Source organism: Pseudomonas sp. P4_C1, assembly GCF_056402155.1.
In genome coordinates this window covers 1-22,702 of the sequence record NZ_JBFUHY010000048.1, presented here as the reverse complement: position 1 = coordinate 22,702, position 22,702 = coordinate 1, and the positions used below count along the sequence as shown (strand labels likewise).

Below are 22,702 nucleotides of genomic sequence, written 5' to 3'. Positions count from 1 at the left end.
ATGACCGAAGTGCGATTGAAGAGCGGTCAAACAGAAAACACGGCGTACTTGACTACGCCCACCGTCGCCGCTGGTCCTGGGGTCACAAGGCCCCAACTCGGGATTTTCCTATGCCTGCTTTCGATGCTTATCTTCGCGAGCCAGGACGGAATAACCAAGGTGCTGGTCAAAGACATCCCGGTTGCCCAGTTGGTCATGGTGCGTTATTGGGTGTTTGTCGTATTTGCCTTCGGATATGCCGCCTACCAAGGTAGGGTCAAGGAACAGTTTCGGAGCAAGCACCCTTGGCTCCAAATCATTCGAGCGCTGTTAGCCGTGGGTGAAATAGTACTGTTCGGAGTCGGGCTGCGCTATTTAGGCCTGGCTGAAATGCACGCTCTCTATGCGGTATTCCCTCTGATGACTCTGGCATTGGCAGGGGGGCTGCTAGGAGAGCTTGTCGGGCTACGACGCTGGATCGCGGCTGCCATAGGGTTCACCGGGACACTGATTATCCTGCGACCAGGCGCGGGCGTCTTTGAACTGGCAGCGCTGATTCCCCTGCTGTCTGCCTTGGGGTTTGCAGTATTCAATGTACTGACGCGCCGAATTAGCCAGCACGATTCCTTTGCGACGAACATGCTTTTTATGGCAAGTGTGGGTGCCCTGACGATCACATTTGTGGGGCTGCCCGCATGGGTTTCTCCAACTCCGGTCCAGGGCCTCTTGATGGGGATCCTGTCATTGACGGGAGTAGTCGCTCAGATTCTCCTCATTCAAGCACTGAAATACGCGACCGCTTCTACCCTGCAGCCTTTCAACTATGCGCTTCTGGTGTTCGCCACGTTGATTGGGGTGATCGTTTTTGCCGAGCGCCCTGACACATGGGTAGTTGTCGGAGCAGCGTTGGTGATTATCGGTGGGCTGTATGCGATTAAAGCGAAGGTGTGAACGTACCTGAGTGTATGAAGTAATCAATGTGTGGTTGGATTCCTGGATGATCCATAAAAAAGGGCAGCTCAAAAACCTGTGGGAGCGAGCTTGCTCGCGATGGCGGATTGTCAGGCAACGCAAGTGTTGACTGTGCCACCGTCATTGCGAACAGGTTCGCTCCCACAAGGATTGCGGCGTTCAACGCCTTAACTGATCGGCATTAAGCTCAAAGCTGCCCTTTTCCCAACCTGCTTATTAGGCCGCGATAAACAGCTTGTGCGGATCCATGACGAATTTTTTCGGCACCCCGGCATCGAACTCGTGGTAACCGCGCGGCGCGTCGTCCAGGCTGATCACCTGTACGCCGACGACCTCGGCAATGTTGATCCGGTCCCACATGATCGCCTGCATCAGCTGACGGTTGTACTTCATCGTCGGGGTCTGGCCGGTGTGGAAGCTGTGGGACTTGGCCCAGCCGAGGCCGAAACGGATGTTCAGGCTGCCATGCTTGGCGGCTTTGTTGACCGCGCCCGGGTCTTCGGTGACATACAGACCAGGGATACCGATATTGCCGGCGACCCGCACCACGCCCATCAGCGCGTTGAGCACGTCGGCCGGGGCCTCGTGCTGCGCGCCGTCATGGCCGTGGCCACGGGCTTCGAAGCCGACCGCATCGACCGCACAATCGACTTCCGGCTCACCGAGCAGGTTGGCGATTTGCTCGTGCAGCGGAGTGTCCTGGGTCAGGTCGGCGATCTCGAAGCCCTGGGCCTTGGCATGCGCCAGACGCAGCGGATTCACGTCGCCGACGATCACCACCGCCGCACCCAGCAAACGGGCGGAGGCGGCAGCAGCCAGGCCGACCGGACCGGCACCAGCGATATACACCGTGCTGCCAGGGCCGACACCGGCGGTCACCGCGCCGTGGTAGCCGGTCGGCAGGATATCGGAGAGGCAGGTCAGGTCGCGGATTTTCTCCATGGCCTTGTCGCGGTCGGGCAGCTTCAGCAGGTTGAAGTCGGCATACGGCACCAGTACGTATTCGGCCTGGCCGCCAACCCAGTCGCCCATGTCAACATAGCCATAGGCACCGCCGGGGCGCGCCGGATTGACCGTCAGGCAGACGCCGGTGTGCTGTTCCTTGCAACTGCGACAACGGCCGCAGGCGACGTTGAACGGCACCGAGACCAGGTCACCGATCTGCACGTTTTCCACATCACGGCCTTTCTCGATCACCTCACCAGTAATCTCATGGCCAAGCACCAGCCCGACCTGGGCCGTGGTCCGGCCACGCACCATATGCTGGTCGGAGCCGCAGATATTGGTCGAAACCACGCGCAGGATCACGCCATGGTCGATGCGCTTGCCGCGTGGGTCTTCCATTTTCGGATAGGGGATGGTCTGCACCTCGACCTTGCCTGCGCCGAGATACACGACACCACGATTACCAGACATGTTTTCACCTCGCTTTTGTTGTTGTGAGAACACGGCCCTTGTACTGCGAAGGGGCGCGCGGCCTTACAGTGCGGCGGTATATGTCTTGCGTTTGCGTGTGAGTGCAGAATTGGTTGGAAGTCGCCTTCCAACCACGTGTTATTAGCAGTCATCGTATCGATCCTACGCCTGGTATCAGCACTCTGCGAGGGCATTTAGCACCCACTCACCACCTGTTTCCAGGCATGCTCCGAATAATCGCCCAGCGTCGGTTCCGATGCTTACTGGAGGTATGCATCTCTACGAATGTCTCGAAAATGTACGCCCATGTACATGCCGTGTACGTGACAGATCGTGGGGTGTACAGTGGGGAAGAATTTTCAGATTAAAGGTGCAACCCGGATGTCACAGACAGGAAGGGCGAAAACCAAAGCGCAAGACGCAGGCTGGCGAGGCTCCGTCGATGTCTGGCTGGACGCCGCCTACGAAGCTCTTAAAGAGTCGGGTGTGGATGCTGTGCGGGTGATGCCGCTGGCCAAACGCTTGAATTTGTCTCGTACCAGCTTTTACTGGTTCTATGAAGATCGGGAGCAGCTGCTCGCGGCACTCCTGGCTCGATGGCGGGACAAGAACACCGGCGGCATGGTCAGCCAATGCGAGAGTTACGCAGAAAGTATTTCCGAAGCGATTCTCAACGTCTTCGAGTGCTGGGTGAACCCTGAGCTGTTCGACTCGCAATTCGAATTTGCCGTTCGCAGTTGGGCGCTGCAATCGGACGAGGTCACGGCTGAAATCGCTCTGGCCGATGAGGCACGGATGAATGCCTTGGCCGCGATGTTCCGACGGTTTGGCTACGACGCCGAGGGGGCCGATGTTCGGGCCAGGACCATCTATCTCACGCAGATCGGCTACATCTCCATGAAAACCAATGAAGATATCGTCGTACGATTTCGACGGATTCCTCAGTACGTGAGCGTGTTCACCGGCAAAGTACCGAAGCGACGCGAACTGGACCGCTTTTATGGAAAGTTTGGCTACGCGGAAAAAGAACCTGGCGTTTTCGTTCCCTTGGTCGAAACATTCGAGGAGTCTCCTGCCGATGGAGAATAGAACTCTGGGAATCATCGGAGGCACCGGCTGGCTCGGGCGTGCAATCGCCGAGGCGGTGCTCGATAGCGGATTCATCGGGCCTGACCGTTTGTTGATCTCGAACCGCTCCGGCGTCAGTACCTTCGAGCCTGGCGTGAGACTGCTGGCCGACAACCAGCAGTTGGTGGACCTCAGCGATATTGTCGTGCTGTCCATCCGACCGGAGCAGTTTCGTGAACTGCAGATGAACGCCCGCGGCAAGCTGGTGATTTCCTTGATGGCTGGAGTTCCGGCGGCAACCATCAGCGCGGCCACCGGTGCGGATGTAGTGGTGCGGGCCATGCCGAATGCGGCCGTGGAAATCAGGCAGTCGTTTACGCCCTGGTACTGTGCCGGAAACCTTGTTGAACGCGACCGCAAGTGGGTGCAGCGACTGTTCGAGTGCGTAGGTTCGGCGGACGAATTGCCTGATGAAGACTGCATTGATTACCTAAGTGCGTTGTCGGGGACCGGGCCGGCTTTCCCGGCAATGTTGCAAATGGCACTGATTAATCAGGCGGTGGCTGCGGGAATTCCCCTTGCCATTGCGCAGCGCGCTGCACAAGGCGTGGTGGTGGGGGGCGGCCAGATGCTTGCCAGTCGCGATCCGCAGCAAATGATTGAGTCGTTGATGGCTTACCGTGGCGTGACGGCAGCAGCGCTGCAGTCGATGGCCGATCAAAACATCGAGTCCATTGTCGGGCGGGCAGTGAAGGCAGGCGCTGAGGTTGCGCGGCGGGGAATGTAGCCAGGGCAGGGGATATACAGTGAAGGCCCGCTGAAGGGCCTTCACTGCATGTAGATCAGGATTCAGATTTCTTTCACCAAGCGTAAAGCGTCGTAGATGGCCGCATGGGTGTTGCGAGCAGACACGGCGTCGCCGATCCGGAACAGCTGGAAGCGTCCTTCGGGATTGGTGACGATGTTCTGTGCCGTGCCAGCGATCAGGTCATGCTGCTCTACCGCGCCGCCATTGGTGGAGAGAGGACGCAGGTCGAAGTACAAGTCGTCCAGGGGAAGGGTGCCGTGGTTGACGACCACCTGATCGACCACGCGTTGCTTGTGAACCTGTCCGTAATCGCTGCCAAAGGTTGCAACGAGCCCGCCATCACGTTTTTCCACTGTATCGACCCGGTAGGTCACGGTGAAGGTGACGTCCAGATCCTGCAGGCTGCGCATGTAGGGCACCAGGTTCATGGCCATGACTTCAGGTGCAAACGAGCGGTCAGGGGTGACGATTTCCACGGTCGCACCGCTTTGCGCGATGACCTCGGCAGCCTGCAGGGCAGCATGATCCCCCGCATCGTCGAAGATCAGTACGTTGCGACCGGGCTTGATATCGCCGGAAATGATGTCCCAGGTTGAAACCACCAGTTCGTTGCCTTCGCGGAGCACCTCGGTATCCGGCAGGCCGCCGGTCGCAACGATGACAACGTCTGGCTCGAAGGCTTGCACAGTGTCGGCTTCGGCCCAGGTATTGAAGTGAAACTTCACCCCCAGCCGTTCGCATTGCGCCATGCGCCAGTCAATGATGCTGATCATCTCGCGACGACGCTCGCTCAGCGCAGTCAGACGAATCTGCCCACCGGGTTGGTCAGCCGCTTCAAGCACCGTCACGTCATGGCCGCGCTCACCGGCGACCCGCGCCGCTTCCAGCCCGGCAGGGCCGGTACCGACCACCAGCACCTTGCGCTTGACGGCGGCTTTTGGAATGTCATGCGGCATGGTGGTTTCCCGCCCCGTCGCTGCGTTGTGGATGCAGTAGGCCGCGCCACCCTGGTAGATGCGATCCAGGCAATAGTTGGCGCCCACACACGGGCGAATGTCTTCTTCGCGCTTCTCGATGATTTTGCGCACGATGTGCGGATCGGTCATGTGCGCGCGGGTCATGCCCACCATATCCACTTTGCCCGAGGCGATCGCGTAGCGCGCGGTGGCGACATCGGGAATCTTCGCAGCGTGGAAGGTCGGAAAGCCAGTCGACGAGCGGATCTCGCCAGCGAAGTCGAGATGGGGCGAGTTGCGCATACCTTGAATCGGGATGACATCGGTCAGCCCTGCATCCGTATCGATGTGACCGCGCACGACGTTCAGGAAGTCGACCAGTCCGCTGTCCTTGAGCATGTGAGAAACCTGCATGCCCTCACTGGCAGTGAAGCCGCCGGGTAATTCTTCATCACCGGTGTAACGCACTCCCAGCAGAAAATCTTCGCCTACCCGCTGGCGGATGCCACGCAGGATGTCGAAGGTAAAGCGCATGCGGTTTTCCAGCGAGCCACCGTAAGGGCCGTCGAGGTCATTGGTCAACGGCGACCAGAACTGATCCATCAAATGCCCGTAGGCCTGAAGCTCCAGACCATCGAGACCCGCCGCCTTCATGCGCTCCGCGGCGTCTACATAGTCCTTGATGATCCGCTCGATGTCCCATTCCTCCATTTTCTTCGGGAAAGAGCGGTGCGATGCCTCGCGGCGGTGTGACGGCGACACCACCGGCAACCAATCGGCCTTGTCCCAGCGGGTACGGCGGCCCAGGTGGGTCAACTGGATCATCACTGCCGCGCCATGTTCGTGGCATTCATCGGTCAGGTCCTTCAACCATCCGACCACTTCGTCCTTGTAGGCCAGCACATTGTTGAACACCGGCGGGCTGTCTCGGGATACGGCAGCGGAACCGGCGGTCATGGTCAGGGCGACACCGGCTTTGGCGCGCTCCACGTGGTAGGCGCGATAGAGATCCTTGGGCATGCCGTCCACAGGGTAGGCCGGTTCATGGGAGGTGGTCATGATCCGGTTTCTGAGGGTCAGATTCTTGATTTTATAGGGTTGCAGCAAGGGATCGCTGGACATCGTGGTGCGCTCCAAAGTGGGCTTGATCAGTCTCGGTGACTTGAAATTAGGATAAATGTACACCTGTGTCAATGTCTGATGACACAGGTGTACATTTTGCTTGCGTGCCAAAAAAACCAGGATTAACATCCGCCCAAACAAGGACGAATGTGGCTCGTCCGCGTCCGTCATCCATTTAGAAAGGAGAGAAGCGTGACTGAGTTATTTGATATTCGTTTGGCCAGCAAACAAACTGCCTTCACTGAAATACCGGTCATAGATATTTCGCCACTCATAAACGGCGAAAATCCGCTGCGGGTGGCAAGCCAGATAGGCGAAGCGTGCGAAAAGGTGGGTTTTTTTTATATAAAAAACCATGGCGTTTCGCAGCAACTGATAGACGAGATGTACAGGCTCACCAAACTTTTTTTCAAGCTTCCATCCGAAGAGAAGAACACACTTAACATCGTGAACTCCGGGCTTACGCTACGTGGTTACATCCCGATGTATGCGGAAAACGTAGATCCTGCTAATACGCGCGACTTCAAAGAGTGCTTTGATTACGGCGCCCATTACGACGAAGTTTCTCCGTTTTTTGGCCCTAATCAAATGCCGTCCGGACTGCCGCAATTCGAAACGGTTGCCGAGGCTTATCATTCCTCTGTATTGGCGCTCTCGCGAATGCTTATTGGCGGGATCGCGCTGAGTTTGGGTTTACCACAAGATTACTTTGAACATCTTCAGCGTAAGCCCATCACGATTCAGCGGATTTTGCGTTACCCGCCCCAGATCGGAAGGGTTTCCCAAGAGGAGATCGGTATTGGGGCACACACGGACTATGGTTTCTTGACGGTCCTATCCCAAGATGCAGTTGGCGGTTTGCAAGTCAGGAACCGTGCAGGGGAGTGGGTTACTGCCCCACCAGTTGAAGGCACTTTTATCGTCAACATTGGTGATCTGGTTCAAACCCTCACCAACGATCGCTACACCTCGACAATGCATCGCGTCATAAATACTAGCGGTCTAGAGCGCTATTCAATACCTTTCTTTATTGATTTGGATTTCGATGCGGTTGTTGAGCCCGTGCCAACCTGCGTGAGTGAGGCTCTACCCGCAAAGTATGAAGCGTACACTTGTGGCAAACACAAATTTAAGCGTTTCGTTGATAGCTATGCGCATCTGAAAGGCGAATAGGGAGTTTTCAATGTGCATCCTATACATGGCCGACCCCGCCGATGCGCAGAAATGGCGAGCTTGCCTGTCAACGCTCGCCCCTCAACTAGAGTTCCGCCAATGGCCTGATATCGGTAACCCGGCAGAGGTGCACTACATCCTGGCTTGGGAGCCTCTTGCCGACATTGCGGAGCAGTTTGGTAATCTTCGACTCCTCTACGCTGCCGGGGCCGGAGTTGACCAGTTCGATCTGGCCCGTTTGCCTGCTCACGTGTCGCTAATCAGGCTGGTAGAAAGCTCGATGGCTGACATCATGGCCGAGTATGTTCTGTTTGGTGTTCTTGCCTTGCATCGAGACATCCTCGCTTACCAAGAGGATCAGCGCAGTGGTCGCTGGCATCCTCGACCAATCGTGCACGCTTCACAGCGGCGTGTTGGTGTCATGGGGGTTGGCAATCTCGGACGTGCCGCGCTTGATCGCCTTCAGCCATTGGGATTTCAGCTCAGTGGCTGGAATCGTTCTTTGAAGGAGGTGCCAGGTGGTCGCTGTTACGTCGGCCCGGACGAACTGGAGGCGTTTTTAGGGCAGTGCGACATCCTTGTGAACATGTTGCCACTGACTCCCGAAACAGACGGGATACTCAATGCGGCGAAGCTCGATTGTCTACCTCATGGAGCTGGACTGATTAACGTGGGACGCGGCGCCCACGTTATAGAAAAGGCTTTGCTTTGTGCATTGGATGAAGGCCGTCTGGGAGGTGCCGTACTGGATGTACTGGTACAAGAGCCTCCCTCTCAAGACAACCCACTCTGGAAACACCCTCGAGTGCTCCTGACTCCTCATATTGCAAGCGATGTGCAGATTGAAGGTGGTGTGGCGGTGATTGTTGAGAATCTGCGAAGAGAGGGTGAGGGAATGCCTCTGTTGAATGTGGTTGACCGGTCTAAAGGCTATTAGATTTTCCGCCTGCGACAGCACCATGCTGATAGCGGCCTGACTGGCGCAGGCCAAATCTGCCAACGTTTGTTCTAAAGGAAATTTTGAGCGTCGTGATCAATGGCGCCTTTTCCTGCGGCGAGGGTAGGGGAGAGAGTTGCAGGTGTTGGCGATAACGCACGAGATAGCGCTCAATATATTCATCCCGGACACTGATCTGACCAGTCTCTTTGCGCACCCGATATGCGTTTGTAGGAAAACCCGGAGAGGTGACAACTGATACCGGAGGATACAGTTATCCAGTTCGGGCCTTGAATCAACCAGAATACAATGGCCACCCCACTGTCGCGATGCATTCGCGGTCATCGGGTGTCGTCCTCAATCACAACCGACGCTCCCATGACCAACTGTACCCAATGTTTCTCCCGTTGACTGCGCCTATCGGCCCCAAACAGATGCCTTTGATCACAGGAAAATACAAAAAAAGTCGAGTATTTCAATACAAGGAAACGATAAATATGCGAAATACAGCTGAAATAACTGACACGGAGCACCGCTATGACACGATCAGTCGCGGTTTGCACTGGGCGATGACTGCAGCTTTTGCCTGGATATATTGCTCAGCCGGCGCGCACTATCTTTTTGCTGAGTCTGCGTTTGAAAAGTTTATGTGGCCGACTCACAAGCCGGTCGGTCTGTTACTGATGATACTGCTTCTGCTGCGTGCAGGTTGGAGCCTATTGAACAGACACGCCCGTCCACCGAGCTTGAACATTGGCGCTCGTTTGGGGCATCTGCTGCTCTACGGCTTCATGTTCTTGATTCCCTTCCTGGGGCTTCTCCGTCAATACGGATCAGGCCGGGCGTTCTCGGCGTTTGGCCTAACGGTGATGGATGGATTTAACGGGGAGAAGATTCAATGGATGATTGACTTGGGAAGCAACTTCCACAGTTTGCTGGGTTGGACAATGTTGATCTTGATCACGGGGCACGTCGGTGCCGTTATCCTGCACTGTGCCAAAGGACATCCAGAGGTTTTGCGACGTATGGCTGGAAGTGGTGGTAAAGCCTGATAGGCACGGCGACAGTGGACCACCATCCAGGGCACCCGCAGGGCTGAGGAGATGCTGATTCAGCTGGCAGCTTGACCGGTCATGATGTCATTCCTTGTTTTTAGCGCATGTTGCTTACAAAGCTGTTTTTACAAGTCGTCCAGTGCCAGATACTTTTCAGTTTGAATTATCAGCTCGCGCTCCGAAAAACTCGTTAATTCAGCCGACATTGCATGGCTATCCCCTGAGCGTTTGAGTTCAACCAGGGTTTTTTTCATAGCATGGATGGCTGCCCGTTGCAGATCCGATGGCACGATGACAAGTTGATAACCAAGTTCTGCAAGTGTTTGTAGAGAAACGAGTGGGGTTTTTCCGCCATAGAACATGTTCATGAGTTTTGGCCCAGGAATCCGTTGGGCAATAATCTGAATTTGCTCCAGCGTCTCCGGCGCTTCTACAAAAATCATGTCGGCACCCGCATCAACGTAACGTTGTGCTCTAACAAGCGCTGCTTCGAAACCTTCAATTGCTATCGCGTCAGTGCGAGCGATAACTAGGCAATTAGTGTCATGCAAGCTAGCACGCGCCACTTTTATCTTCTGGCACATCTCTTCGGTATCAATAAGCGACTTGTTATCCAAGTGCCCGCATCGCTTAGGGAATGTTTGATCTTCCAGATGGAAGCCGGCTACACCGATGCGTTCCAGTGCCCTCACGGTGCGTTGCACGTTGGCAGTACCACCAAATCCAGTGTCAGCGTCTGCGATAACGGGAATATCGCTGGCTTCTACAATTTTCTCAATCCGCTCGATAACTTCAGTAAAGCTCAGTAAGCCGATATCTGGATACCCAGCAGATCTAGCGATAGCGCCACCACTTGCATACACAGCGTCAAAACCAGCCAGGCTGACTAGTCTTGACGACAGGCCGTCATAGGCACCAGGAGCCATAATGGTTTTTCCTGAATTCAATAGATCACGTAGAGCTTGAGAGCTTTTCAATTGTAAACCTCGCTTTAAATAGTTAATTCCAGGCAAGCGCGCCTGATGTATTTTTAATTGCCGCCAAGATAGGCTCGATACATGAGAGTAATGCCGCTAGCCAATATGATGATATTTATTAGCTTCGTGAACGTATTGCGAGACATTTTAAATGAGATGTGATCACCAGCCCAAAGGCCTAACATTAAAGCTGGCAATAAGTAGATCGCAGTCACAACTAACGCAAGGTCGGCGTATGCTCCCGCTATGGTGAGCATGGAAATGCGTACGAGCGTGCTAATTCCTATCAATGTACTTTGAGTGGAACTTGCTTTCTCTTTGGTGTTTATCCTGCCGTTCAAATATATTGCGTACAGGAAGCCACCGCTACCAAAAAGGGCGCCAAACAGGCCGCCGCCCATACCCAAGGGCATTGCCCAAGCCGCAGATATGTAACTAGTTCGTACAGGCTTTGTAAGCATATACAACGCGTACAAGGTTACGAAACACCCCATCGCGAGCATTAAAACGTCAGATTTAGTTTTTAGGAGCACCGCTATGCCAGCCATGCTACCAATGGCCATGAATGGCAGCAGCCTAGCGAGTTCAATGCGCACCACATGCTGATGAGAACGCGCCAGTTTTCCAAATGCAGCCACGCAGTCAAGGAGCACCAGTAAAGGGATCACTTGCGACAGAGGCATGTAATTCACTAACACAGGCCCCGCTACCAGTGCCGTTCCAAAACCTGCAATAGAAAAAATTATGTATGCCAAGCTGATGGTAACGAACATTACTACCAAGGTCGTATTGTCGAAAGGGGCGTGGAGAAAAGCATCTGGCATTGTCGGCATTTCCGTTACATGTTGTTTCATTACCCTACCCAACATGGCAAAAAACCACTAATATGGAAATGACATCTTACTGATCACATTTTGGCATAGCTGTTATGATATCAATGAAGCAGTTGCGATATTTTGTAGAAATCGCGGAACATGGAAGCTTCAGTGTCGCAGCGCAAAGATTGTTTATTGCTCAATCAGCGCTAAGTCGACAAGTGAAGGAGCTAGAAAGTAACCTTGGTACGCTTTTGTTCGAGCGCACCGCAAGACAGCCCCATCTAACACATGCTGGGTTAGCCTTCTTACCTAGGGCCAAATCAATTTTAACTGACGTCGATAGCGCAGCTCGACTGGCTATTTCGGTAGGCAACGGTCAAAGTGGTACTATTCGACTTGGTCATGCCAGCACTGTTCCGCTTATAGGAAATTTAAAAGATGTGCTCGGGCTTTATCTTGAGGGCATGTCCGATGTTCATATTGAAGTGTCGGAGGAGTCTTCAGAAACACAGCTGATTAATTTAGTTGACAATCGCATTGATGCTGGATTGTTTCGATTGCCGGTTTTGCATCAATTAAATGACATTAAGCTTCTTACCCTGTTTCGTGAGAAAGTTGTCGTCGCAGTTGGGCCTAGCCACCATCTGGCATCAAGAAAATCCATATCACTTACCGAGTTGCGAGACGAGTCATTCGTCTCGATAGCACATCCAAAACGCGGTGGGCTTAGTTATCTTTCATTTGAGCTTTGCGCTCGTGCAGGATTTGCGCCGAAGTCAGCGCAGGTTTATTCGTTAAAAAGTACGCAATCATTGCTTATCCAAGCAGGATTCGGCATAGCTCTACTTCCCGTTTCGATGGTTGATGCTTCTTCCTTGCATGCCATTGATATCACAGATGAGGGTTGTGAAAGTGAGGTCGTTCTTGCCCATCACGAACGCGATTCCACTCTGGTCGCGGCTTTCGTTGAGCACTTTCGAGATGCATTTTCCGTCGTTTGAAGTTCAGCGTTATAGCACGGTAGAGAGTCGAAAATAATCGATGTCTATCCCTCGGTGATAGGTACCGTGCCAAACCAAACCAAACCAAACCAAACCAAACCAAGCCAGCGACTCTACCGTTTGCTTAAGTCTTTTCGGTCGATTGTCATATAAACCTGCATGCCATTTCCTGGCATTGAAATGTGGCAAGCCTCCGAGAAGGGAAGGGCACGCAGCAAATCTAGCATCGCGCTCAAGCTGTCTTGCATCATAGTCGCCCCATGACACCCAAGCCGCGTCTTTGAGTTTCGTATGCCTCGCAATGGCCATGTACATGACCACAGCCTGTGGTCGCAGATAGCCGCCACCTTTCACACGGCTTCCACTCGCTAAAAGGTAAGGCAGGATCACTAACAAATCGTGGGCAAGCCTTAGAGCCGATCCAGGTTTCCGGGGGATCAAGGCGGAAATGGATATATTCGATAAATTGCCGGTCAGTCCACCTGAGAAGCGAAATGCCTTTCAGGAAACTCCAGTTCATCATCAATTCCAGGCTATGGGTCGCTACGTTGAAATCCGTCCGACCTAAGCGCCACGAAGGCGCTATCGATCGGAGATACCATGCGCAGAGTTCAGCATTAATGAACGGTTTGCATGCCGGGTCAATGGTTCTCAGATAGTCACGGGCGTAGCGGTTTTCGGGGAAAGCATCACTGTAGGGATTCCAGTGCTGGTATGGTGGAAAAATTGGGTTCCTCGGATTTCGGAGAATTACTTCCGGGTACTTCTTATGAGCCTCATGAACATATCTAACATAGCACATCATTTAACATAATATACATTATGCGAACCATCCTATACAGGCGCGGGAGCGTCTGGTGGTCAGATTTGAAGCCTGACGCGACTTATCGCACACGCCTGAGCGATATCCTTCATCTGTTGGCAGATATCCAATCTGGCATGAACGAACCTTCGTTCATCTGGTGCTGATCGTTAACGCTCAGATTTGAACGCTAACGTTCAGGCTTGAGCTACCTCTAGCTCACCAGAGAGCTACTTAGTCAGTGGCCAGATTTGAATCCTGATCGGCATCCGGCAGCAGCTCCAGCGGCGGCATTCCATAACACACGATGAACATGTCTTTGCAGCCCAGTTCGCGATACCAGTCCACCACGTCATCAATCAGCTCGTCCAGGACCCCGATCAAAATGTCATCGGAACCTTTCGCGGCACTTTTCTCGTATCGATAACGCGCCTTGGTGAAAACGTCGCGATATTTCTCGATCCAATGCTCATGGCGATCAAGCCGAATACGTTGCCGGATCGATTCAGGTATCGCATAAAACAGCGTCAGCAGATCGTGCTTATTCGGGTATCTGCGGTTAGCCGGAACTCTCTCTACTGTTTTCAAATACTCGTGTGCAGCCTCAAGCGCATCGTCGTCCAGTTTGTATGTTTCATTGACCTGGCCAAGCTTGTCATCGGGCTTTGATACGAAGCTTTTCAGCAGGATTTCCATTCCGATTGCAGCATTAATCTGCGCAATGTCCAGCATGTCATGGCCACGTCTAAGATGTATTGCAGCCTTCAAATAACGGTAAGCGCTCTCGACCATCCAAGGCGTTAGGTGCTGCTGCATTAGGCTTACTCCAGATTGAAATTTTCAACCAGAGCTTAACTCGAACAGATGCAGGGGGTTTAACAGTGGTATGAACACTCCCCTTCAGCTACGATTTATCTATAACCAAAAAGAATAACTAAACTAAATGACTATTTAGTTGAGCTAAGTAATGCACAGGACGTGCTCAGGGGGCGAGTATTTCCTGAAGAAACTCAATGAACACATTGATGCGACTGGAACCACGATGATTGGGCAGGTACAGCGCATTGATACAAGTGCTCGCACTGCCAGGGTTGACCTCATACTGCTCCAGCACGCGCGTCAGGCGACCTGCGCTGACATCGTCACGCACCAGCCAATCAGCCAATAGCGTCACCCCGCCCCCGGCCAACGCTGCCTCGCGAAGAATGTCAGCGTTGTTACTTTGCAGCCTTCCTTGCACATTCAAGCGAATGATTTCCTCATCGCCCTTGAATGTCCAATGGTGGTGGCCCGTGCGGTAATCAAAACGCAGGCATTGATTCTCCAACAGGTCACGGGGATGTCGTGGCAGTCCGGTACGCGTGAGGTATTCGGGACTTGCCACAACCCAACGCTGGAAATTGCCCAGGCGCTTGCTGACGATGTCATCACTGACGACCGATGAACCAAGACGCACTGACACATCTATTTGCTCGCTGAGCAGGTCACTGACCTCGTCACTCAGAGAGAGGCTGATCTCCAGGCCGGGATGACGATCCAGCAGTCGTCCCAGATGAGGAGCGATGATGCGTCGGCCGAATTCCACCGGGACGCTGGCCCGTAAGCGCCCTTGAGCTTCGCTGCCACGATCGGTCACAACGGCATCGGCTTCGTCGATGGCCTCGATGATCGCCACTGCCTTTTCGAAATAGTCCTGCCCCGCCACCGTGACGCTCGTGTTGCGCGTGGTGCGGTTCAACAAGCTGGCGCCCAGCTCGCTTTCCAGCCCCGCTACCTGCCGAGTCACAGACGAAGTGGAGATACCAAGTTTGCGCGCCGCTGACGAATAGCCACCACAGCGTACGGTTTCGACAAACATTTTGAGCGCCAGCAACTTATCCATAAACGGCGTCCGGGATAGAAAAGGAAAGGTAGCGACTGTGCATGACCAGGCGTCGTACGTCTTGCATCGCTGTGCTCAATCAGTAGTGGATCAAGCCCGATATGAGCCGCTGAATCAGGATGGAGTGATGCCCATGATCCGATTGCCCATGCTCACCCCCCAGTCCCCCATGCGCCAGCCTTCTGCAAGTTGCTGTTTTTGCCAGGCTTGCAGGGCTTTATCGAGGTCGCCAATGTTGTCGATTGCCTGAGCCAGGAACAGTGCATTGCGGGCCGCCTTGGCCGTGCTTCCGGCGGTATGAGGTCGCGGCACAAAAGCGGCATCGCCGGTCAACAGCACACGCCCGAACACCATTTGAGGAACGTTGAGATCAAGGATCGCCTGGACAAAAATGTCCTTGGTCTGGCGAATCAATTCGCGAAAAGCCGGGTTCGCATGCCGCTCCGCCATTTCCCGTATGTAAGCCTCCTGCTCCGCAGCCAAAGCCCCCGGTGGAATGGAACGGCTACGCCGCTGGCCGTCGCGATCAGTGAGTACGGCGTCCAGTTCCGGCCCTTGCGCGGCTTTCAAATACCATAGCCAGTTGAACCGGCGCTCGCCAGGATCTACGGAGCCGTTCAAGCCCGGCACCATGTACTCCAACATCAGCGATCCAGGGTCCTGTTGAAAAACAAAATCCTGGTAAAGCTGCGTCCTGGCGAAGTCTGGAAGTCGGTCTTCATCAACAAGCCCACGCCAAACCACGTAGCCCGAATAGCTATGTTGCGTCCCGGGCAACACCCTGCTTCGCACGAATGAACCCGCACCATCGGCCCCCACCAGCAGGTCTGCCTCGGCACAACTGCCGTCGGCAAAAAACGCGGTCACTCGGTGCTCATTCTGAGCCAGATCCACCAGTGTCTTGCCACGGTGATAATGCTCGACAGGAAATGCAGAAAATAACGAGCCATACAGTGTGTTCCAGGACGTCTGCGTTTGCGGCATCGGTTCTTTATGCACGACGGTACCGGCTCGATCCAGATACAGACGATCATGGGACCGGACACCTAGCGCACGGGTATGTTGGATGCCCGCATAGCGGAAATGCTGCAAGACATCCGCTTGCAGAACAATGCCACCGCCACGGCTATCCATTGCCGCGGGGGATCGCTCGAAAACATCGACCTGCCAGCCAATCGCGCGCAACGCCGTGGCGGCAAACAGTCCTCCCAGAGAACCACCAATGACCAGGGCCTTTGGAACATCCGGACTCTTCATTACCCTTCTCCTTGCAGAGTGGTGATTCCCATACCAACCGTTTTGAGCTGCGTTATGCCAGCGCCGGATAGTCGATGTACCCCTTGGCGTCGCCACCAAAAAAGCTGTTGCCGTCCGCCAGATTGAGCTCGGTACGCCCGCGCAGGCGAGCCGGCAAGTCGGGGTTGGCAATGAACGGCCGACCGAAAGCGATGAGGTCGGCACGCCCCTGCGCGATGGCCAGTTCAGCGGTTTCTCCGTTGTAACCACCTGCCAGCATCAGAACGCCGTGGAAGTCAGTACGCAGCTGTTTGATGATGGCGTCCCAGCGCGGATCATTACTTTCATCGAGCACCGTGCCGACCATCATCGGTTCCACCAGGTGCAGGTAAGCGAGATTCCATTGATTGAGTCGGGAAGCGATGTAGCCAAAGGTCTGTTCCGGGGTGTCATCACCCATCCCCATGAAACGTCCCATCGGTGTCAGGCGCACAGCAACGCGTTCGGCACCTATTTCTTCGGCCACCGCTTGCACGACTTCGAGCAGTAGCCGCGCACGGTTTTCAATACTTCCACCGTAGCGATCGCTACGCTGATTGCTGGCACTGTTGATAAATTGGTCCAGCAGGTAGCCATTGCCCGCGTGGATTTCCACGCCGTCCATACCGGCCAGAAGCGCATTGCGAGCGGCCTTGCGGAAGTCGGAAACGATCGCTTCGATCCCCGGAATGTCCAGTTCCTGAGGGACAGGTACATCACCCCACACCCCCTCACCCTTCTCATTCAGAATGAAGGTCTTGCCGGGGACCGGCTGTGCGGTCGGTGCCACCGGTAAGCCGCCGTTGGGTTGAAACACGGGGTGTGACACCCTCCCCACATGCCAGAGCTGCAGGAAAATGCGCCCGCCCTCTGCATGCACGGCTTCGCTGACCGCTTTCCAGCCGTGAATCTGCTCGTCGCTATGGATGCCGGGCGTCCAGGCGTAACCCTGACCCTGCTGCGAAATCTGAGTAGCCTCGGTAATGATCAACGCAGCACTGGCGCGCTGACGGTAGTACTCGACGTTCATCGATGTCGGTACGTTGCCGGGCTGCCCCGCCCGTGAGCGAGTCAGAGGGGCCATGGCGACACGGTGATTGAGGTTGAGTTGGCCGAGTTTGATTGGGCTGAACAAGTGATGAGGCATGATGATTTCCTGAATGGATAGGGATTGAACAAGCGGCTCAAGCTGCCTGGTTTCGTTTCAGTATCTGGAACATTATTTCGCTGGGTTGCGCGCCACTGATCACGTCATCCGCGATCTGAATACTCGGCACCGAGCGCACCCCGGACGCCTTGATTTGCTCTTCGAGTTTCAAAACTTCAGCAGTGCCTTTATCGGTGTTGAGAAAGTCGACAATGGCCCCTCGGTCCAGCCCTGTTTCGGCACCGATATCGGCCAACACATTAAGGTTGCCGATATCCCGCCCCTCGCCGAAGTACGCCTTGAAAATGGCCTTGACCAGCAATGAAGCGTCTTTACCCGCCTGTTGCTCCCGCCATACCAACCGATGCGCCGCCATGGTGTTGGGGGTTGTTTCGACACGCTCATAATGGAAGCCAAGGCCGACGGCCTTACCGGCGTGGGTGACCTGCGCGTCCATGGCCTGGCTGCGCGCCCAACTGCCGAACTTGCCAGAGCGATAGGCTTTACGATCCATGCCTTGAACAGGCATGACCGGGTTCAATTGGTAAGGCAGGAAGTGAATGTGGCAGCCAGTTGATAAACCCGACGCGGCAAGCGCACGTTCGAGATTTTCTTCACCGATCCAGCACCATGGGCAGATGAAGTCGTAAGTCACCTGAATAGTGGAAGAGTGCAAACTCATGACGGCCTCCGTGGTTGAATGTTTTCACATCCCCAAGGTAAGCGTCCGGTGCCCCCCGGAGAATCCGCCTGCCACGCAACGATGCTTTTCGCAAAACGCAACGATGAGGTGATCTGCGCGCCGGCGCACTGCCGTCGTTGCGCCCGGCGCAATGTAGCGTTGCGCCTTGACGGGGTACTCCATCGCAAGCGCTCTGCTTAAGCTCTCTGCGCAGAAAGTCTGCCGTACGCCAATCGCACGCGGCGGATTGAAAAATCTGTCGTTTACTCAGTTCGAGAGGTTAGGCGATGCAGCGCAAGACGATCATCGGTGCCGTTCTGGCGCTTGGCGTGGTGGGGATAGGGTTCGCGTTCTGGATGATGTGGAGGCCGCAAATAGCTACTGTCAGCCAGCCTCAGAGTGCCGGGCGCGAAACCCTGGACAGAGGCCGGCGCATCGTCGAAACGGGAGACTGCGCGGTCTGCCACACGCGGCCAGGAGGCGATTACATGGCGGGCGGATTGCCATTGAAAACGCCCTTCGGAACACTCTTCACCACCAACATCACCCCGGACCGGGAAACCGGTATCGGCAAGTGGTCGCTGGAGGCCTTTGAACGAGCCATGCGTGAAGGCATCGCCCGCGACGGTCACTTTCTCTATCCAGCTTTCCCGTACGTGCATTACCGAAGGTTGAATGATGCCGATATCGCGGATGCCTACGCCTTCCTGATGAGCGTGGACCCGGTCAAGTACACCGCACCTGAAAACCATATGGTTTTCCCCATGAACTTCCGTGCGCTGGTGTCTTTCTGGAACTTGCTGTTCCTGCATGGGGATCCGTTGGAACCACTTCCCGACCGGTCAGCGCAATGGAACCGCGGACGCTATCTGGTCGAAGGCGCGGGACACTGTTCATCCTGTCATTCGCCCCTGAATCCGATTGGCGGCGAGAAGAGCAGCGAACTGTTCAACGGCGGTATCGTCGACGGCTGGACGGCCCCCTCCCTGCGCGGGATGGCCGCAGCGCAACACCCCTGGAATGAAGCCCAATTGGTCGCCTATCTGACGGGCAAGGTCGCCGAAGATCACGGTGCAGCGGCGGGCCCGATGTTGCCGGTCAGCCTGAGCATCGCGCAATTGCCGGTTGAAGATGCCCATGCCATCGCCCGCTATATTCTTGACCTCAAAAAGACCTCTTCGCACGTGACGTCACCGCCCTGCCCCCCTGAGGCCAAGCCCAGTGCCCAGGCGCTGCCGGGCGCGGCGCTGTTCGAAGGTGCCTGCGAAAGTTGCCACGGCTCCGCCGCCCCTATGCGCGCCATTGAATCGAGGCCCGCTCTGGCAAACACCAGCGCAGTGACGGCGGACTCGCCACGTAACCTGATCCAAACCATCCTGCAGGGCATCCCGATGTCCAGCGCCGCTTCCAGCCACTACATGCCTGCCTTCGCAGACAGTCTGGATGACTCCCACCTTGTCGCAATTGCCGAGTACTTGCGCAACGAGAACTGCCCGAACAGACCCTGGACAGACCTCGACAAGACAATCAACAGCATTCGGGCTCAGGAGCAGCAACCGTGATCACACTCGACATCAACGGCAAGACGCATGAACTGGACATCCCGCAAGACATGCCGCTGCTGTATGCCCTGCGCAACCAGGTAGGACTCAATGGCGCGAAATACGGCTGCGGTTTGGGTCAGTGCGGCGCTTGCACCGTTTTAGTGAACGATAAACCGGTGTTTTCATGCCTGACACCCTGCGGCGCGCTGGCGGGCAAATCAGTGCGTACAGTGGAGAGCCTGGGCAGCGCCGACAAACCGGGGCCGTTGCAGAAAGCCTTTATCGACGAACAGGCGGCCCAGTGTGGTTATTGCATCGCGGGGATGATCGTACGAGCGCAGGCTCTATTGGAGGCCAACCCTCATCCGGACGATGAAACGATCCGTCGCCGCATGGCGCCCAACCTGTGCCGCTGTGGCACTCATGTGCGGATCCTCGCTGCGATCAAGTCGGTCATCGCGCAGGGAGACAAGGTATGAAGTCCTCAACGCAAAACGTCGATCTGAGCCGCCGCGCCTTCGTGATAAACGGCGCGTTGGTGATGGGGTTCGCCATGCTCCCGGGTATACCGCGCGCCTTCGCTGACACCGAAGTGGACACCTTGGGTACAGCGATCCTGGCGCCTGATCTGCCAGGCAGCCTGCGGGCCACGCCCTATCTGGACGCCTGGATCCGCATTGACGCGAAAGACGGCATCACCGTCTACACCGGCAAAGTGGAGCTGGGCACTGGCGTCAAGACCGCGCTCCTGCAGATCACCGCTGAACGCCTGGAAGTATCACCTGGTCTCATCCGCTTTCTCACTGCCGACACTGCGCTGACACCCAATGAGGGTTACACCGCCGGCAGCCATACGATCGTCGACAGCGGCACTGCATTGTTCAACGCCGCCGCCCAGGTGCGTCAGTTGTTACTCGAATCCGCGGCAAGCCAATGGCGATGCAACATCGACAGCCTGAGCACGCGGGATGCTGTGATCTACGATGGGCAAGGCCACAGCATGACCTACACACAAGCGGTGGTCGGGGTTCAATTGCATCGCTTTGCATCGGCGAGTTCCCCCTTCAAGCCAGCCAGCAGTTTCACCCTGATCGGCAAATCATTGCCTCGGCTGGACATCCCGGACAAAGTCAGCGGCGGTTCGGCCTATGTGCAGGACATGCGCCTGCCCGATATGCTGCATGCCCGCGTGATACGTCCACCCCGGCGCGGCAGTCAGCTTCTGGACATTGACGAAGCCGCCCTCAACAAACTCCCCGGTGTGGTAAAGCTGATCCGCAACGGCAGTTACCTCGCCGTGGTCGCCACCGATGAGTGGCTAGCGGTCAAAGCGATGCGCGAGGGCTACGCCACTGCCCGCTGGACAGAAGGTAATCCGCTACCTGACTCGACACATATCCATCAACTCCTCACCGAACTGCCAGCGCGGCGCTACCCGGTGAGCGCCAAGGGTCACCTCACGCAACCTGAGTCGCGTGCGTACAAGGCACGGGTGACCAAGCAATACCTGATGCACGGTTCCATCGGGCCGTCTTGCGCTGTGGCCCGGTTCAAGGATGGGACGCTGACCGTCTGGACCCACACCCAGGGTGTTTATCCTCTGCGCATGGGCATCGCCGAGATGCTGGGTCTGCCTGTGCAGCAGGTACGCTGCATCCATGCTGAAGGCTCCGGCTGCTATGGTCACAACGGCGCCGATGACGCCGCCGCCGATGCCGCGTTGATCGCCATGGCCCTGCCTGGCAAGCCAATACGGGTGCAATGGATGCGCGAACAGGAAAATCTCTGGGAGCCCTACAGCTCGGCAATGCTCGCCGAAGTGGAAGCGGGACTGGACGACAGCGGGCGTCTTCGTGACTGGAAATACGAGCTCTGGAGTACTCCGCACAACGAACGCATCGTCAATGCCGGGCGCCTGTTACCGGCGTGGCTATTGGCCAAACCTTTCACCCCTGCACCTTCAGTCCCGATCGCCCAACCCGAGGGTGATGGCGACCGTAACGCAGTTCCGTTGTATGAGATACCCAACCTGCAGGTTGACCTGAATTTTGTGCTGACCATGCCATTCAGGACTTCGGCCATGCGTTCGCTCGGTGCCCATATCAACGTGTTCGCCATCGAAAGCACGGTGGATGAACTGGCGGCTCGGGCCGCAGTGGATCCGGCGCAATTTCGCCTGAATCACTTGAGCGATCCGCGTGCACGGGCGGTGGTGGAGCGCGTGGCCAGTGCGTTCCGCTGGCCGCAAAAAGCAACAGGCCCCGGCAGCGGAATCGGCTTCGCCTTCGCACGCTATAAAAACATCATGGGTTACTGCGCCATCGCCGTGCAGTTACATGTACAGCGCCAGACCGGGCAAGTGACGATTGATCGGGTGGTTGCCGCCGTCGACGTGGGACAAATTGTCAGCCCCGATGGGCTGCTCAATCAGATTCAGGGCGGCATCGTGCAGTCCGCCAGCTGGACGCTCTATGAACGAATCCTCTATGACGCCAGTGGCCTGCATAGCTTCGATTGGAGTGGCTATCCGATCTTGCGTTTTCCCGAGGTGCCGAAACAGGTCGAGGTCCACATGATCGATCAGCCGGATCAGCCATTTCTCGGTGCCGCGGAAATCGTCCAGGGACCCATGGCCGCAGCGCTGGGCAACGCCATCAGCGATGCCACCGGCAAGCGATTGCTTGATCTTCCACTGGCTCGACGTGGCTGGCAGGAATCGTTGGGATCATGAGCGATCCTGACGTGCTGAATCGGTCGCCTATCGCACACTCGGAATAAAAAAAGGCGGTGAAGGATCACTTGCACCGCCCTACCCCAATCAAGGGAAATGTTTCTCTTCTATAAAACATGCCGTTGGAAGAGAACGGCATGTACACGCAACACTCCTCAAAGCGCCGCCTGTCAGTCAAGCGGGCCGCTGACCCGCTGAATATACTTTCACTTGCGTTCTATCGGATAACGCCTAAAACAATGCCAACTGGTAATTAATGATTATCCGATTTTCGTCTTGTTGGCGGGTGTTCGGGATGTTGTTTCGTACCATTGCGTTTTTCCACATGACGCCAATGCCTTTTAACGGTCCCGATTG

20 protein-coding genes are annotated in these 22,702 nt (G+C 55.6%); 10 read left to right on the top strand and 10 right to left on the bottom strand.

Annotated elements, in window-relative coordinates:
- Positions 1 to 930, top strand: a complete 930-nt coding sequence (locus AC1DU9_RS21005; protein WP_477810741.1) for a DMT family transporter — start codon at positions 1 to 3, stop codon at positions 928 to 930.
- 237 nt (positions 931 to 1,167) lie between these two features.
- Here the strand turns inward: AC1DU9_RS21005 and fdhA are convergent, their stop codons facing one another.
- Positions 1,168 to 2,367, bottom strand: a complete 1,200-nt coding sequence (gene fdhA / locus AC1DU9_RS21000; protein WP_477810740.1) for a formaldehyde dehydrogenase, glutathione-independent — start codon at positions 2,365 to 2,367, stop codon at positions 1,168 to 1,170.
- A gap of 381 nt (positions 2,368 to 2,748) precedes the next feature.
- On the opposite strand from fdhA, the gene AC1DU9_RS20995 reads away from it, so the two are divergent.
- Together AC1DU9_RS20995 and AC1DU9_RS20990 are read left to right on the top strand one after the other, a co-directional pair.
- Positions 2,749 to 3,456 carry a TetR/AcrR family transcriptional regulator gene (locus tag AC1DU9_RS20995; RefSeq protein WP_477810739.1) on the top strand — a complete coding sequence of 236 codons (708 nt, stop codon included), beginning with the start codon at positions 2,749 to 2,751 and terminating at the stop codon, positions 3,454 to 3,456.
- Positions 3,446 to 4,222 carry a pyrroline-5-carboxylate reductase family protein gene (locus AC1DU9_RS20990; RefSeq protein ID WP_477810748.1) on the top strand — a complete coding sequence of 259 codons (777 nt, stop codon included), beginning with the start codon at positions 3,446 to 3,448 and terminating at the stop codon, positions 4,220 to 4,222. The genes AC1DU9_RS20995 and AC1DU9_RS20990 overlap by 11 nt, the downstream gene beginning before the upstream one ends.
- 62 nt (positions 4,223 to 4,284) lie before the next feature.
- Here AC1DU9_RS20990 and AC1DU9_RS20985 read toward each other — a convergent pair whose 3' ends face one another.
- Positions 4,285 to 6,321: an oxidoreductase gene (locus AC1DU9_RS20985; protein WP_477810738.1), complete on the bottom strand. Its 2,037-nt coding sequence runs from the start codon at positions 6,319 to 6,321 to the stop codon at positions 4,285 to 4,287.
- 192 nt (positions 6,322 to 6,513) lie between these two features.
- On the opposite strand from AC1DU9_RS20985, the gene AC1DU9_RS20980 reads away from it, so the two are divergent.
- The 3 genes from AC1DU9_RS20980 to AC1DU9_RS20970 all read left to right on the top strand — a co-directional run bounded on the left by AC1DU9_RS20980 (position 6,514) and on the right by AC1DU9_RS20970 (position 9,483).
- Positions 6,514 to 7,494, top strand: coding sequence for an isopenicillin N synthase family dioxygenase (locus tag AC1DU9_RS20980; protein WP_457265846.1), 981 nt, complete (start codon positions 6,514 to 6,516; stop codon positions 7,492 to 7,494).
- Between the two features lie 25 nt (positions 7,495 to 7,519).
- The gene (locus AC1DU9_RS20975) at positions 7,520 to 8,431 is read left to right on the top strand and encodes a 2-hydroxyacid dehydrogenase (RefSeq protein ID WP_457265847.1); all 912 of its coding nucleotides are present in this window, start codon (positions 7,520 to 7,522) and stop codon (positions 8,429 to 8,431) included.
- Positions 8,432 to 8,838: 407 nt separating this feature from the next.
- Entirely contained in the window at positions 8,839 to 9,483 is a 645-nt protein-coding gene (locus AC1DU9_RS20970) for a cytochrome b (protein WP_457265848.1), read from the top strand.
- A 128-nt stretch (positions 9,484 to 9,611) separates the two neighbouring features.
- Here AC1DU9_RS20970 and AC1DU9_RS20965 read toward each other — a convergent pair whose 3' ends face one another.
- The gene (locus AC1DU9_RS20965; RefSeq protein ID WP_477810737.1) at positions 9,612 to 10,463 is read right to left on the bottom strand and encodes an isocitrate lyase/PEP mutase family protein; all 852 of its coding nucleotides are present in this window, start codon (positions 10,461 to 10,463) and stop codon (positions 9,612 to 9,614) included.
- 53 nt (positions 10,464 to 10,516) lie between these two features.
- On the bottom strand, positions 10,517 to 11,317 hold the full coding sequence (locus AC1DU9_RS20960) for a sulfite exporter TauE/SafE family protein (protein ID WP_411740694.1): 801 nt from the start codon (positions 11,315 to 11,317) through the stop codon (positions 10,517 to 10,519).
- A gap of 74 nt (positions 11,318 to 11,391) precedes the next feature.
- Here AC1DU9_RS20960 and AC1DU9_RS20955 point away from each other — a divergent pair, with 74 nt between their 5' ends.
- Positions 11,392 to 12,282, top strand: a complete 891-nt coding sequence (locus AC1DU9_RS20955; RefSeq protein ID WP_223457929.1) for a LysR family transcriptional regulator — start codon at positions 11,392 to 11,394, stop codon at positions 12,280 to 12,282.
- A gap of 1,036 nt (positions 12,283 to 13,318) precedes the next feature.
- On the opposite strand, the gene AC1DU9_RS20950 is transcribed toward AC1DU9_RS20955, so the two are convergent.
- The 5 genes from AC1DU9_RS20950 to AC1DU9_RS20930 all read right to left on the bottom strand — a co-directional run bounded on the left by AC1DU9_RS20950 (position 13,319) and on the right by AC1DU9_RS20930 (position 18,070).
- On the bottom strand, positions 13,319 to 13,900 hold the full coding sequence (locus AC1DU9_RS20950) for a hypothetical protein (protein ID WP_477810736.1): 582 nt from the start codon (positions 13,898 to 13,900) through the stop codon (positions 13,319 to 13,321).
- A 166-nt stretch (positions 13,901 to 14,066) separates the two neighbouring features.
- A complete protein-coding gene (locus AC1DU9_RS20945) occupies positions 14,067 to 14,966 on the bottom strand; it encodes a LysR family transcriptional regulator (protein WP_223457933.1) in 900 nt (299 codons plus the stop codon).
- Positions 14,967 to 15,080: 114 nt separating this feature from the next.
- Positions 15,081 to 16,223 (bottom strand): FAD binding domain-containing protein, encoded by a 1,143-nt coding sequence (locus tag AC1DU9_RS20940; RefSeq protein ID WP_223457935.1) that lies wholly within the window; start codon positions 16,221 to 16,223, stop codon positions 15,081 to 15,083.
- A gap of 52 nt (positions 16,224 to 16,275) precedes the next feature.
- Positions 16,276 to 17,388, bottom strand: a complete 1,113-nt coding sequence (locus AC1DU9_RS20935) for an alkene reductase (RefSeq protein WP_477810735.1) — start codon at positions 17,386 to 17,388, stop codon at positions 16,276 to 16,278.
- Positions 17,389 to 17,425: 37 nt separating this feature from the next.
- A complete protein-coding gene (locus tag AC1DU9_RS20930; RefSeq protein WP_477810734.1) occupies positions 17,426 to 18,070 on the bottom strand; it encodes a DsbA family oxidoreductase in 645 nt (214 codons plus the stop codon).
- Between the two features lie 287 nt (positions 18,071 to 18,357).
- Here AC1DU9_RS20930 and AC1DU9_RS20925 point away from each other — a divergent pair, with 287 nt between their 5' ends.
- From AC1DU9_RS20925 to AC1DU9_RS20915, 3 genes are read left to right on the top strand one after another with little or no spacing between them, the layout of a single operon-like run.
- Positions 18,358 to 19,632: a c-type cytochrome gene (locus AC1DU9_RS20925; RefSeq protein WP_223457942.1), complete on the top strand. Its 1,275-nt coding sequence runs from the start codon at positions 18,358 to 18,360 to the stop codon at positions 19,630 to 19,632.
- A complete protein-coding gene (locus AC1DU9_RS20920; RefSeq protein ID WP_223457944.1) occupies positions 19,629 to 20,093 on the top strand; it encodes a (2Fe-2S)-binding protein in 465 nt (154 codons plus the stop codon). The genes AC1DU9_RS20925 and AC1DU9_RS20920 overlap by 4 nt, the downstream gene beginning before the upstream one ends.
- Complete coding sequence (locus AC1DU9_RS20915) at positions 20,090 to 22,345, top strand: xanthine dehydrogenase family protein molybdopterin-binding subunit (protein WP_223457946.1); 2,256 nt, start codon at positions 20,090 to 20,092, stop codon at positions 22,343 to 22,345. The genes AC1DU9_RS20920 and AC1DU9_RS20915 overlap by 4 nt, the downstream gene beginning before the upstream one ends.
- 231 nt (positions 22,346 to 22,576) lie before the next feature.
- Here the strand turns inward: AC1DU9_RS20915 and AC1DU9_RS20910 are convergent.
- Positions 22,577 to 22,702 (bottom strand): OprD family outer membrane porin (locus tag AC1DU9_RS20910; RefSeq protein ID WP_477810747.1); only part of this gene is annotated, 126 nt, incomplete at its 5' end.

Bases quoted from the DNA above. Each gene is read 5' to 3' on its own strand.
- AC1DU9_RS21005 (WP_477810741.1), top strand. From the start codon at position 1: ATGACCGAAGTGCGATTGAAGAGCGGTCAAACAGAAAACACGGCGTAC.
- fdhA (WP_477810740.1), bottom strand. From the start codon at position 2,367: ATGTCTGGTAATCGTGGTGTCGTGTATCTCGGCGCAGGCAAGGTCGAG.
- AC1DU9_RS20995 (WP_477810739.1), top strand. From the start codon at position 2,749: ATGTCACAGACAGGAAGGGCGAAAACCAAAGCGCAAGACGCAGGCTGG.
- AC1DU9_RS20990 (WP_477810748.1), top strand. From the start codon at position 3,446: ATGGAGAATAGAACTCTGGGAATCATCGGAGGCACCGGCTGGCTCGGG.
- AC1DU9_RS20985 (WP_477810738.1), bottom strand. From the start codon at position 6,321: ATGTCCAGCGATCCCTTGCTGCAACCCTATAAAATCAAGAATCTGACC.
- AC1DU9_RS20975 (WP_457265847.1), top strand. From the start codon at position 7,520: ATGGCCGACCCCGCCGATGCGCAGAAATGGCGAGCTTGCCTGTCAACG.
- AC1DU9_RS20960 (WP_411740694.1), bottom strand. From the start codon at position 11,317: ATGAAACAACATGTAACGGAAATGCCGACAATGCCAGATGCTTTTCTC.
- AC1DU9_RS20955 (WP_223457929.1), top strand. From the start codon at position 11,392: ATGATATCAATGAAGCAGTTGCGATATTTTGTAGAAATCGCGGAACAT.
- AC1DU9_RS20950 (WP_477810736.1), bottom strand. From the start codon at position 13,900: ATGCAGCAGCACCTAACGCCTTGGATGGTCGAGAGCGCTTACCGTTAT.
- AC1DU9_RS20945 (WP_223457933.1), bottom strand. From the start codon at position 14,966: ATGGATAAGTTGCTGGCGCTCAAAATGTTTGTCGAAACCGTACGCTGT.
- AC1DU9_RS20940 (WP_223457935.1), bottom strand. From the start codon at position 16,223: ATGAAGAGTCCGGATGTTCCAAAGGCCCTGGTCATTGGTGGTTCTCTG.
- AC1DU9_RS20935 (WP_477810735.1), bottom strand. From the start codon at position 17,388: ATGCCTCATCACTTGTTCAGCCCAATCAAACTCGGCCAACTCAACCTC.
- AC1DU9_RS20930 (WP_477810734.1), bottom strand. From the start codon at position 18,070: ATGAGTTTGCACTCTTCCACTATTCAGGTGACTTACGACTTCATCTGC.
- AC1DU9_RS20925 (WP_223457942.1), top strand. From the start codon at position 18,358: ATGCAGCGCAAGACGATCATCGGTGCCGTTCTGGCGCTTGGCGTGGTG.
- AC1DU9_RS20915 (WP_223457946.1), top strand. From the start codon at position 20,090: ATGAAGTCCTCAACGCAAAACGTCGATCTGAGCCGCCGCGCCTTCGTG.